Here is a 12,271-nt window from a genome sequence, read left to right on the forward strand (position 1 = left end):
AATTCTGATGTAAAAAAATAAAATAGAAGAAGTTCCCGATATTAATGTAGAGGAGGGATTTATGGAAAAACTATTACATACAATATTGAATGATGCAATCACTAAAAAAACTTCAGACGTACACTTTATACCCGAAGCTGATAATGTCATGATGAAATTTAGAATTGGAGGTAATATGTATGCTTATAATCAGTTAAATACTGAACAATTCGAAAAATTATTATCATATGTAAAATTTATAACACATCTTGATGTTTCTGAAAAAAATAAAGCACAGAGCGGTATATTGACCTATGAGAAGGATGAAATACTTTACAATATCAGGGCATCGACATTACCGCATACGATTGGACATGAAGCTTGTGTGATGCGAATAATTCCAGCATTATTTAGTCAAAATATTTCAATCGAACAGGAATTATTATCTTTAATGCATAAAGGAAGCGGATTAATTTTGATTAGTGGTCCTACGGGATGCGGAAAAAGTACATTGATGTACCAAATGTTAAATTATGCAGCGCTAAATTTAAATAAACAGATTATTTCGATTGAAGATCCCGTTGAACAGAGAATTCAAGGTATGATTCAAATCAATGTAAATAAAAAAGCTAATATAACATATCAGAATGCAATAAAGGCCATTCTTCGCTGTGATCCGGATATTATTATGATAGGAGAAATTCGTGATGCTGAAACTGCAAAACAAGTCATCAATGCAAGTTTAAGTGGTCATCTTGTGCTGTCGACACTGCATGCAAATACATGTTTTGGTGCTATTCATCGGTTGATGGAAATGGGGATAACCAAAGTTGAACTTGAGCAGTGTCTGGAAATAATCATTAATCAGCGATTAGTAAATACTACTACAAATCGAACACGTATTTTTGAGCAGTTGATAAAAGGCGATGTACGTAATTATTTAAATGATAGAAAAGTTCACCATTATCATCCTTTATCAGAACAATTGCAAGTTATGCATGACGAAGAAAAGATTACGCAGCTGGAGTATGAACGTTATGCTTTGGAATAGAAACAAATTAAAATTATATGAAGATGATTTTTTAATCCGCTTAAGTGAGATGACGCAAAACGGCTTTACACAATATGAAGCAATTAAGTTTTTATTTTCTCAATATGATGAAGTAAAATCTTCAGATAAGAAATTAGTATTATCTGCACTTGAACAAGGCAAAACTTTATCGGATTGTCTGAAGTTATTAAACTATAGTAATCATATTGTAATGCAGGTTCATTTCAGTGAGTCATTTGGAAATGTTAACGAAACGTTAAAACATTGCTATGCTTATAATCTTTCAAAACGGAAACTGAAACAGCAGTTTATAAAGACGATTCAATATCCGTTAGTACTTATCATTATATTTATCGCATTAATCATTACTGTTAATCATACTGTACTCCCACAATTTAAAAATATGTATAGTTCAATGGGTGTGACCTTAAGCAAAGAACTGATAATCCTTACAAATATACTATATACACTTCCACAAATAATTATATATACAATATTACTTCTCATTTCTCTAATACTTTATTATTTTCTTATTTTTAAAAAATCCAATATTAAAAATCAACTTTATACCATTAAAAAAATTCCCGTTATTAATCAACTGTTTCGTTTATTTATAACTTATCGTGTAAGTGCTGAACTTTCATTCTTTTTAAGTAATGGTGTCATGATGAAAAACGTCATCTCAATTTTAGAAGGTCAAAATAATGATCAAACGTTAAGTTATATTGCAGCTTGCATTAACCAGGAATTGATCAAAGGTGAAGCACTTCCTGATGCAGTTTCTAAATTGCAGTTATTTGAAAAGTCTATGATTCAATTTATGCAGCATGGAGAGAAGAATTCGAAGTTAGATAGAGAACTCGAATATTATAGTCAGTACGTCTTTAAAAAATTTGAACTGAGGATTTTCAAATTGATTAAAAGTATCCAGCCAATCATCTTTATTGTTTTAGGATTATTAATTGTCGCAATGTATTTAGTCATTATATTACCGATGCTCCAGATGATGGAGGGCATTCAATAGGAGGAATAACAATGTATAAATTTATTAAAACACATAGTAATCATTTTGTTCGATCTTTTAAAAATCAATTCAGTAAAAATGATGGATTTACTTTAATAGAAATGCTGCTTGTTTTGCTTGTTATTTCGGTATTAATCATTGTGATTATTCCAAATATCGCAAAACAATCTGATAATGTTCAGAATACAGGTTGTACAGCACAGGTGAAGATGGTACAAGGACAAATAGAAGCATATAAACTTCAGAATGGAAAGACGCCAACGTCGATTAATGAACTTGTACCGGAATTTTTAAAGGAAAATCAGGTGAAATGTAAAAATGGTGATCCAATCAATATTGAAAATGGAGAAGCGGTGGCACAAAAATAATAATGGATTTAGTTATATTGAATCATTACTTGTATTGTTAATCATCGTTATCATCATTATCATCGTTCCAGTCACAAAAATTGATGAAAATGAAGTGCTAGATGAAGAAATTAACGATGAAATTATTTCTTTACTAAATTATTATCAAACGAAATCTTATGAAACAGGTGAAGTTATAGTTGTATCGTTCCCACCAAGGAACGATACAATCTATATTCAATCAAAAGTTTTAGGGATTAATAGTAAATATATAATTAATCAAGGTGAAATATATGAAGGAAATAGTTTAGCAAATAGTGAAATCATTTTTAAGAATAATGGAGTTAGAACAGGTGGAACGATTAAATATTATATTGGTGATACACTTTATCAAATCGTTGTACAGATACACAGAGGAAGAATACGAATTGAAAAAGTATGATGGATTTATGCTGATTGATAGCTTGCTTTCTTTTTCAGTAGTCGCTTTAATTACTTTATCTTTGTTGCCAATGTATTTCACATTATCTCATACATATGAGCAAAAGAAAAAATCGTTGGAAATGTATCGAATAGCATATGTAGAAATAGTCATCAATGAAAGAGGTGGTTTCATTGAAGGTGACCAGATCTGTTATAAGAAAGATAAAGTATACTGCATTAAGAAAAAGTAATGGTTTTACGATGATCGAAATGATGATAAATTTATCAATTATAATAATGATTATGAGTTTGTTACCGCTTATTTATATGAACATTTATCAATTAAGTGGAAAAAGCACAGATCATTTTGATGTTAATAATGCTATGTTCCAAAGAGATCTCTATGACGAATTAAATAATGCTGACTATGTTGAAATCGTAAATAATCAGCTTTGGATATATACCGGAGATGATATTATACAATATCTATATCATAAACATCGCATTATCAGAAAGCTAAATCAAGAGGGATATATTATTATGTTGGAAGGAGTCAAAAATGCATATTTTAAAATACATGATAATGCAGTATACCTATCTATTGAACGTTTCAACAAGCATACAGTTACGTATCAAATCATCTGAAGGCTTTATCTTTCCATCTATGCTGATATTGTTAATGCTTACAATATTATTTTTGAGTTACTTCAGCACAAGATACATGTTAAAATTTAATACATTAGATAATCTTGAGCATTATTATTTTAATGAAATTATTGAAGCTATTTCACAAAAGAAATAGCTTTTTTTAAATAGGGGGATAAATGATGGCAATAGTATTAATTGGTTTTATGGGTGCAGGAAAGACAACTGTTGGAGAATTACTTTCTCGTAAAATGAATATACCCTTTATAGATTTAGATAAAGCCATAGTAGAATTAGAGCAGTTATCGATTCCTGCAATATTTGAAAAATTTGGAGAAGCCTATTTTCGTAAATTGGAACACGATGTATTAAAAACATATATAAACAAGAATATTATCATAGCAACTGGAGGAGGTATAATTGAAAATCCGAACAATATAGAAATATTAAAGCAAAACAATTTAAATATTTGGGTAGATGCGAACATTGATACTGTGTATAATAGAATTGTTGGTGATAATAACCGTCCCAATGCTCAGAATAAATCGTTTGAAGAAATTAAAAAGTTGTACAACAGTAGAATTTCACGTTATAATGAAATCGCATACATCAAGGTCTATAATGAACATGATGTAACTTTAAGTGTGCAGGAAATTCACAATCAAATAATGACGGATGATGAAAATTAGAGAGAATGAGTGATCATCGCCGAAGGGGCAAGCTATATAAACTCTCAGGCAAAAGGATAATTTTCGGACGTAACCTGAAGAAATCAACAGGATAGCATTTGCTATGCTGTTTTTTTAATTATATTTTTAGGAGGATAATCATGACTGAATTAAAGAAAACACCATTGTATGACAAATACATTGAAGACGGTGCAAAAGTAATTGACTTTTCTGGATGGGGTTTACCTGTTCAATTCTCTAGCATCAAAGAAGAGCACATTGCTGTTCGTGAAAATGTTGGAATGTTCGATGTAAGTCATATGGGCGAGATCATTGTTGAAGGTGAAAATGCTGTAGAATATCTTCAAAATGTTTTAACGAACGATATTTCAAAGGCAACTGACAGAAAAGCACAATATACAATGATCTGTAACGAAAATGGTGGCGTAATCGACGATTTAGTTGCTTACAAACTTGATGAAAACAAATATTTATTAGTAGTAAATGCAGGTAATACAGACATCGATTTTGAATGGTTACAACAACATACAATTGATGGTGTAACTGTAACGAACGTATCGAAAGAATACGGACAAATTGCGGTTCAAGGTCCTAAAGCATTAGAAATATTAAAGTCACAAGTTAAAGAAGATATTGCATCATTAAAAATGTTTGAATTTATTCAAGATGTTGAAATCTTCGGTAAGAACGTTATCTTTAGTCAATCTGGTTATACTGGTGAACACGGCTTTGAAATTTACTGTGCTGCAGAAGACACAGTTGCAATTTGGGAAGGTTTATTAGATTTAGGTGTTGTACCTTGTGGTTTAGGTGCGCGTGACACATTACGTTTAGAAGCAGCGTTACCATTACATGGACAAGATTTATCTACTGACATTACTCCTTACGAAGCTAAAATGGGCTTCAGCGTAAAATTAGATAAAGGCGATTTTATTGGTCGTGAAGTTCTTGCAAAACAAAAAGAAGAAGGTTTGGCTCGTAAATCAGCTGGATTAGAAATGTTAGAACGTGGCATCGCACGTACAGATTATGAAGTTCAAGATAAAGATGGCAATAAAATTGGTTATGTTACAAGTGGTACCCAATCACCATCTACTGGTCGTTCAATTGCGTTAGCATTGATTAATATCGATCAGACAGAAATTGGTAATGAAGTATTTGTTCAAGTCCGTAAGAAATTAGTGCCAGCAAAAATTGTGAAAACACCATTCCATAAAAATTAAGGGGTTGAAAAAATGAGTCATCGTTATATACCATTAACAGAAACTGATAAAAAAGAAATGATGGATACAATCGGTATCAAGTCTATCGACGAATTATTCCAGGACATTCCTGAGCGCGTACGTTTTCAAGGGGATTTAAATATTAAACCTCGTAAAGCAGAAACACCTTTATTAAAAGAATTATCTGCGCTTGCAAATAAAAACATTACGAGTGACACACACGCATCATTTTTAGGTGCTGGTGTTTATGATCATTATATACCTACAGTAGTTGATCATGTTATTTCTCGTAGTGAATTCTATACAGCGTATACACCATATCAACCAGAAATCTCTCAAGGGGAATTACAGGCTATCTTTGAATTCCAGACGATGATTGCTGAACTTACAGGTATGGATTGTGCTAACTCATCTATGTATGATGGTGGAACATCTTTTGCTGAAGCGGCGATGTTAGCATGTGGACACACTAAAAAGAAAAAAATTATTGTATCTAAAGCAGTTAACGACCAATCACGTGCTGTTTTACAAACTTATGCGACGGGTCAACATTTAGAAGTTGTTGAAATTGATGTTAAAGATACTGTGACAGATTTAGATGCTTTAAAGTCAGCAATCGATGAAGATACTGCTTGTGTTATGGTTCAATACCCAAACTTCTTTGGTAGTATTGAAGATTTAGAAACGATTAAATCATACACAGAAGGTACAAAAGCATTATTCGTAGTATCAAGTAACCCTATGAGCTTAGGATTGTTAACACCACCTGGTGAATTTGGTGCTGACATTGTAGTTGGGGATGCACAAGTATTTGGTATCCCAGCTCAACTTGGTGGACCACACTGTGGATATTTCGCAGCAACAAACAAATTAATGCGAAAAATGCCTGGACGTCTTGTTGGTCAAACTCAGGACGACGAAGGTAACCGTGGTTTCGTACTAACTTTACAGGCACGTGAACAACATATTCGTCGTGATAAAGCGACTTCAAATATTTGTTCGAACCAAGCTTTAAATGCATTGGCTGCATCTGTTGCAATGAGCGCATTAGGTAAGAATGGTGTTTATGAAATGGCAAACCAGAACTTACAAAAAGCTAATTATATGAAAGAAAAAATGATTGAAGAAGGTTTCACAGTATTAGCTGGTACAACTTTCAATGAATTCGTAGTTAAATTTAACGCACCAATTTCTGAAATCAATGAAAAATTATTAGAAGATGGATTTATTGGTGGTTATGATCTTGGTCAAGTGGATAGCAAGTATGAAAATCATATGTTAATCGCTGTTACCGAGTTACGAACGAAAGAAGAGATCGATACATTTATCGCGAAAGTAGGTGTGTTCAATGCTTAAAGGAAGCTCTCCATTAATTTTTGAACGTTCAAAAGAAAATCGTTTCAGTTATTCATTACCTGAATTAGAAGTTGAAAATAAAAAAGTTGAAGATATTTTAGATAGCAAGTTCATTCGTAAAGAACGTGCGATGTTACCAGAAATCGCTGAATTAGATTTAATGCGTCATTACACTGAATTATCTAATAAAAACCACGGTGTTGACTCTGGATTCTATCCACTTGGTTCTTGTACGATGAAATACAATCCAAAAATCAACGAAAAAGTTGCTCGTATGGCTGGATTTGCAGCAGCGCATCCATTACAAGATGAAAAAACGATTCAAGGTTCGTTAGAAGTGATTTATGATTTACAAGAACACTTAAAAGAAATTACTGGTATGGATGAAGTTACACTTCAACCTGCAGCAGGTGCACATGGTGAGTGGACTGCATTAATGATGATTCGTGCGTTCCACGAAGCGAATGGAGACCACAACCGTACAAAAGTAATCGTACCAGACTCAGCACATGGTACTAACCCGGCATCAGCAACAGTTGCTGGTTTTGAAACAGTTACAGTAAAATCAAACGAATTTGGATTAGTTGATATTGAAGATTTAAAACGTGTAGTTGGACCAGATACAGCTGCGATCATGTTAACAAACCCAAATACATTAGGTTTATTTGAAGAAGATATTTTAGAAATTCGTGAAATCGTTCATGCTGCCGGTGGTAAATTATACTATGATGGTGCAAACTTAAATGCAATCATGAGTAAAGTACGTCCTGGAGATATGGGATTTGACGCAGTTCACTTAAACTTACACAAAACATTCACTGGACCACACGGTGGTGGTGGACCAGGATCTGGACCAGTTGGTGTGAAAGCTGATTTAGTACCATTCTTACCAAAACCACATATTATTAAGACTGAAGATGGATTTAAATTTGATTATGATCGTGAACAATCTATCGGACGTGTTAAGCCATTCTACGGTAACTTTGGTATTTACTTACGTGCATACACGTATATCCGTACAATGGGACCAGATGGCTTAAAAGAAGCATCTGAAGTGGCTGTATTAAATGCGAACTACATGATGAGAAGATTACAAGACTATTTCGTATTACCATACAATCGTCATTGTAAGCATGAATTTGTAATCAGTGGTTCTAAACAGAAGAAACTTGGTGTGAGAACGTTAGATATGGCAAAACGTCTGTTAGACTTTAACTTCCATCCGCCAACAATCTATTTCCCATTAAACGTTGAGGAATGTATGATGATTGAACCTACTGAAACTGAATCTAAAGAAACATTGGATTCATTCTGTGATACGATGATTCAAATCGCTAAAGAAGCAGAAGAAAATCCAGATATCGTATTAGAAGCACCACATGATACTGTTATCGGCCGTCTTGATGAAACAATGGCAGCACGTAAACCAGTATTAAAATATTCAGGAACGATTGAAAAGTAATATAGAGTTTTAAGTTTAAGCAAAGCATGAATTCTTTCGTGCTTTGCTTATTTATATTAAAAATAAAAAAACGAGACAAATTTGTCTCGTCAAGAATTATAAAATTATTTTTTCACTTTTAAATCATATTTCCAGTCTTTATAGCCATTTTTCAGCATATAAAGATTATTGTAGCCGTGTTTTTTCAGCATGCGCGCTGCACGATAACTTGAGATACCATTTGCATCTACGAAGTAGATTGGTTGATCTTTACGTAACCCAAGCATTCTCGTTCTGAATATTGTCATTGGAATGTTTCTTGCACCGTTAATATGTCCGTAATCATAATCTGCTTTTTCACGTAAATCGATGACCTGCGCTTTTCTTAAACCGCTTTTAAAGTCATCTTGACTTAATTCAGTAACAGCTTTACGATTGATAGAGTAATTAATTAGAATGTAAACTAACAAAGCAAGAAGTACGATTCCTAAAATATACCACATCGTCATTTTAGTAGTCCTCCTTTTATAATCATAGATTTATTATAGTAATAAAATCATATGATTTCAAAGTTATTTTACTTTTATTTTATTTTTATTTTGTGTGATTACGTTGGGGAGTTTGATTGAGATGGAAAATAGTAAAAAAGAAGAATGGTTATTTTTAAATACGAAGCAAAATGATCCTTATTTTAATATGGCGTTGGATGAAGCATTGCTTAATTTTGTTTCAGAAGGTAAGCTGCCTCCTGTTATTCGATTTTATGGATGGAATCCTGCGACACTTTCAATCGGTTATTTTCAAAAAATAGAAAAAGAAATTGATTTAGAAAAGGTAAAATCAAAAGGATATGGTTTAGTACGACGTGCTACAGGCGGTCGTGGTGTACTACATGATAAAGAACTTACATATAGCGTTATTGTACCTGAAGCGCATCCTGAAATGCCGAAGACTGTTACTGAAGCTTATCGTGTTATTTCTCAAGGTCTACTCGAAGGTTTTATTGATTTAGGCTTTGATGCTTATTTCGCTGTTCCCAGAACAGAAGAACAACGCGCTAAACTGAAAGATCCTAGAAGTTCAGTCTGCTTTGATGCACCTAGCTGGTACGAACTGGTTGTAGAGGGGCGTAAAATTGCTGGCAGTGCACAAACCCGTCAAAAAGGTGTGATACTTCAACATGGTTCTATTTTGCAGTCCATTGACGTTGACGAGCTTTTTGACTTATTTACATATCAAAATCCGAGACTTAAAGATAAGATGAAAAAAGCCTTTTATTCTAAGGCGGTCAGTATACAGGATCTAACAGATAAAGAAATAACGATAGAAATGATGGAAGAAGCATTCTTTAAAGGTTTTGAAAAAGGTTTAAATAAAAAATTAGTTCCTTTTGAAATGAACGATGCATTAAGAGATGAGACGAATCGTTTAATGGAAAAATATAAAAGCGATGCGTGGACATATCGAAAATGATTACTTTAAGTCATGCATTTATAAATAAGAAAACTGGTATGATTCATTTAAGGAATCATACCAGTTTTCTTATTGGAACTGTATTTCATTGAATTGATCGATTACTTTCTGTAAGGTAGCTTTTCCTTCAGAAACAAGCGCCTTATCCTTTTTATCATATCCTTTTTCAATCTTAGAAATCGCTATTTTCATATGCTTGTTAGCATCCTGAATCTGGTCATGGATATCTTCAAACGTTTTAGGTGGATTCGCTTTTTTAAATGGTGCTTCATATGTTTGAACCGCATCATCGATTGTTTGTTTTACTTCAGATAAACGATCTGACACCATCGCATCTCCTTTCAGTTGATCAATTTTACCTTCAATGTCAGAGTATGTTTTAAATGCAGTAGCTAATTGAGTAGTGTATGCTTTAAAGTTTTGAGTGTACAAGTCATTTGTTATTGTATTGCCACTTTTAGCTTGTTTGAGTTCATTTTCTATATTATTCAATGTGTTATTTTTAGAAATATGTTTCGTTTTTTCGTTTTCAACTTTTTCTTTTAAATGCTCAACTTCTTTAGATAAAGTGTTCTTTTCTTTCGTAAGTTGTTCTGCTTCTGAAGGTCCGCAAGCAGTTAGTAATAGACTCGTCGATAATAGTAAAAATATTTTTTTCATTTTGTTACGCCTCAATTCAAATAGTGTCTTTATATATGTTAACATATATATAATGTTATAAAAAAGCTTATATATAGAGAGGAAGTAAAAATATGAAATTTGAAAAAGTAAATCAATTGTTAGATGATAAATCATTAGATGCTGTTATTGTACTATCACAGTATAACAGAAGATATTTATCTGGATTTACAGGTTCAAGCGGTGCTTTAATCATTTCTAGAGATAAGAAAATTTTAGTAACAGATTTTAGATATATTGAACAGGCTACTGATCAAGCATCTGCATTTGAAATTGTTAAACATAGTCAACCGATACTTGATGAGATTCGCACGTTGATAGAAACATATGGCTATAAATCTATTGGATTTGAGGGAGATCTTATTACATATCAGCAACATCAAAACTTATTAAGCAATCATTATGAACTTGTTAATGTTGCTGGAGAAGTAGAACGTATTCGAATGATAAAGGAGCCGCACGAAATTGAAATCATCCAGAAAGCGGCCGATATCGCTGATGCAACTTTTGAGTATATCTTACAAGTAACGAAGCCTGGTATAACTGAAATGCAGGTTAATAACTTAATGGAGATGAAAATGCGTGAACTAGGGGCAACGGGTTCTTCTTTCGATACAATTGTTGCAAGTGGTCTGCGTGGTGCATTACCGCATGGTGTTGCGAGTGATAAAGTGATTCAGTCTGGTGAGATGATTACATTTGATTACGGTGCGATATATAATGGTTACATATCAGACATAACACGTACGATTGCTGTTGGTGATCCTAGTGAAGAAATGGTAAAGATTTATAACATCGTATTAGAATCACAGATGAAAGCATTAAATGAGATTAAGCTGGGTATGTCAGGGATAGAAGCTGATAAAATTGCGAGAGATGTGATTGAATCTTACGGTTACGGAGAAAAATTTGGACATTCATTAGGGCATGGCATAGGGCTAGAAGTTCACGAGGGACCAATGTTATCTTCGAAATCACCTCATATTCTTGAAGAAAACATGTGTGTAACATTAGAACCAGGTATATATGTCGATGGTTTAGGTGGCGTACGTATTGAAGATGATGTTTTAGTTACAAAAAATGGACTAAAGCGCTTTACACATTCAACAAAAGACCTTATTATTTTATAAGAAAGCTAATTAGGAGGAAATTTAATGATTTCAGTAAACGATTTTAAGACAGGTTTAACAATTGAAGTAGATAACGGGATTTGGAGAGTTATTGAATTCCAACACGTAAAACCAGGTAAGGGTGCTGCATTCGTACGTTCGAAATTACGTAACTTACGTACTGGTGCTATTCAGGAAAAAACATTCCGTGCTGGTGAAAAAGTTGGTAAAGCACAAATCGATAATAAACGTATGCAATATTTATACGCTTCAGGTGATCAACATGTATTTATGGATAATGAATCTTATGAGCAATTAGAATTGCCAGAAAGCACGATTGAATACGAATTAAAATTCTTAAAAGAAAATATGGAAGTTCATATCCAAATGTATGAAGGAGAAACGTTAGGTGTTGAATTACCTAACACTGTAACATTAGAAGTAACAGAAACAGAACCTGGTATTAAAGGTGATACAGCTCAAGGGGCAACAAAACAAGCAACTGTTGAAACGGGTTATACTTTAAACGTACCTTTATTCGTTAACCAAGGTGATAAATTAATTATCAATACTACTGACGGTTCATATGTATCACGTGGATAAGCAATAAATTTTAATAAAGACATGCACATATGAAGTGCACCCCTAAAGTTGAACCTTAAAATTCAACTTTAGGGGTGTTTATTTTGAATAAAAAGCATGAACTTGATTTTAAATTAAGAATTATTAAAGAATATAAAGATGGAAATATTGGCTATGATTCATTGGGTAGAAAATATGATATTCAACCTTCAATACTAAGAACATGGATTTATCAATTTGATACCTTCGGT

Annotated in this window: 16 protein-coding genes and 1 riboswitch; of the genes, 14 read left to right on the forward strand and 2 right to left on the reverse strand. The window is 32.9% G+C overall.

Annotation, left to right across the window (positions count from 1 at the left end):
- Positions 1-61 precede the first annotated feature (61 nt).
- From comGA to gcvPB, 10 genes are all read left to right on the forward strand, one after another.
- A complete protein-coding gene (gene comGA, locus JJJ02_RS02655) occupies positions 62-1,030 on the forward strand; it encodes a competence type IV pilus ATPase ComGA (RefSeq protein WP_239242760.1) in 969 nt (322 codons plus the stop codon).
- Positions 978-2,054, forward strand: a complete 1,077-nt coding sequence (gene comGB, locus JJJ02_RS02660) for a competence type IV pilus assembly protein ComGB (RefSeq protein ID WP_240837192.1) — start codon at positions 978-980, stop codon at positions 2,052-2,054. Before comGA ends, comGB begins: the two co-directional genes overlap by 53 nt.
- Positions 2,055-2,065: 11 nt before the next feature.
- Entirely contained in the window at positions 2,066-2,422 is a 357-nt protein-coding gene (gene comGC, locus JJJ02_RS02665) for a competence type IV pilus major pilin ComGC (RefSeq protein ID WP_255724760.1), read from the forward strand.
- Positions 2,397-2,843 carry a hypothetical protein gene (locus tag JJJ02_RS02670; RefSeq protein ID WP_111715161.1) on the forward strand — a complete coding sequence of 149 codons (447 nt, stop codon included), beginning with the start codon at positions 2,397-2,399 and terminating at the stop codon, positions 2,841-2,843. The genes comGC and JJJ02_RS02670 overlap by 26 nt, the downstream gene beginning before the upstream one ends.
- Positions 2,830-3,075: a hypothetical protein gene (locus JJJ02_RS02675; protein ID WP_146606893.1), complete on the forward strand. Its 246-nt coding sequence runs from the start codon at positions 2,830-2,832 to the stop codon at positions 3,073-3,075. The genes JJJ02_RS02670 and JJJ02_RS02675 overlap by 14 nt, the downstream gene beginning before the upstream one ends.
- A 76-nt stretch (positions 3,076-3,151) precedes the next feature.
- Positions 3,152-3,469 carry a ComGF family competence protein gene (locus JJJ02_RS02680; protein ID WP_240837194.1) on the forward strand — a complete coding sequence of 106 codons (318 nt, stop codon included), beginning with the start codon at positions 3,152-3,154 and terminating at the stop codon, positions 3,467-3,469.
- Positions 3,470-3,651: 182 nt separating this feature from the next.
- On the forward strand, positions 3,652-4,158 hold the full coding sequence (locus JJJ02_RS02685) for a shikimate kinase (RefSeq protein ID WP_240837196.1): 507 nt from the start codon (positions 3,652-3,654) through the stop codon (positions 4,156-4,158).
- Positions 4,145-4,228: riboswitch (glycine riboswitch) on the forward strand. (Overlaps the previous gene by 14 nt.)
- A gap of 67 nt (positions 4,229-4,295) precedes the next feature.
- Positions 4,296-5,381 carry a glycine cleavage system aminomethyltransferase GcvT gene (gene gcvT / locus JJJ02_RS02690; RefSeq protein WP_111715536.1) on the forward strand — a complete coding sequence of 362 codons (1,086 nt, stop codon included), beginning with the start codon at positions 4,296-4,298 and terminating at the stop codon, positions 5,379-5,381.
- A 12-nt stretch (positions 5,382-5,393) separates the two neighbouring features.
- A complete protein-coding gene (gcvPA, locus tag JJJ02_RS02695; RefSeq protein WP_240837198.1) occupies positions 5,394-6,737 on the forward strand; it encodes an aminomethyl-transferring glycine dehydrogenase subunit GcvPA in 1,344 nt (447 codons plus the stop codon).
- Entirely contained in the window at positions 6,730-8,199 is a 1,470-nt protein-coding gene (gene gcvPB, locus JJJ02_RS02700) for an aminomethyl-transferring glycine dehydrogenase subunit GcvPB (protein ID WP_240837200.1), read from the forward strand. The genes gcvPA and gcvPB overlap by 8 nt, the downstream gene beginning before the upstream one ends.
- A 104-nt stretch (positions 8,200-8,303) precedes the next feature.
- On the opposite strand, the gene JJJ02_RS02705 is transcribed toward gcvPB, so the two are convergent.
- Complete coding sequence (locus JJJ02_RS02705; protein WP_096076370.1) at positions 8,304-8,687, reverse strand: rhodanese-like domain-containing protein; 384 nt, start codon at positions 8,685-8,687, stop codon at positions 8,304-8,306.
- A 121-nt stretch (positions 8,688-8,808) separates the two neighbouring features.
- On the opposite strand from JJJ02_RS02705, the gene JJJ02_RS02710 reads away from it, so the two are divergent.
- Positions 8,809-9,651: a lipoate--protein ligase family protein gene (locus JJJ02_RS02710; RefSeq protein WP_240837203.1), complete on the forward strand. Its 843-nt coding sequence runs from the start codon at positions 8,809-8,811 to the stop codon at positions 9,649-9,651.
- A 69-nt stretch (positions 9,652-9,720) separates the two neighbouring features.
- Here JJJ02_RS02710 and JJJ02_RS02715 read toward each other — a convergent pair whose 3' ends face one another.
- On the reverse strand, positions 9,721-10,311 hold the full coding sequence (locus JJJ02_RS02715) for an LXG domain-containing protein (RefSeq protein WP_111715153.1): 591 nt from the start codon (positions 10,309-10,311) through the stop codon (positions 9,721-9,723).
- A 92-nt stretch (positions 10,312-10,403) separates the two neighbouring features.
- Here JJJ02_RS02715 and JJJ02_RS02720 point away from each other — a divergent pair, with 92 nt between their 5' ends.
- The 3 genes from JJJ02_RS02720 to JJJ02_RS02730 all read left to right on the forward strand — a co-directional run.
- Positions 10,404-11,459, forward strand: coding sequence for a M24 family metallopeptidase (locus JJJ02_RS02720; protein WP_240837205.1), 1,056 nt, complete (start codon positions 10,404-10,406; stop codon positions 11,457-11,459).
- Between the two features lie 24 nt (positions 11,460-11,483).
- Positions 11,484-12,041 carry an elongation factor P gene (gene efp / locus JJJ02_RS02725; protein WP_096076375.1) on the forward strand — a complete coding sequence of 186 codons (558 nt, stop codon included), beginning with the start codon at positions 11,484-11,486 and terminating at the stop codon, positions 12,039-12,041.
- A gap of 74 nt (positions 12,042-12,115) precedes the next feature.
- A partial coding sequence (locus JJJ02_RS02730) for a transposase (protein ID WP_240837207.1) occupies positions 12,116-12,271 on the forward strand: 156 nt, incomplete at its 3' end.

The organism is Macrococcus sp. PK (assembly GCF_022501545.1).
GTDB lineage: Bacteria > Bacillota > Bacilli > Staphylococcales > Staphylococcaceae > Macrococcoides > Macrococcoides epidermidis.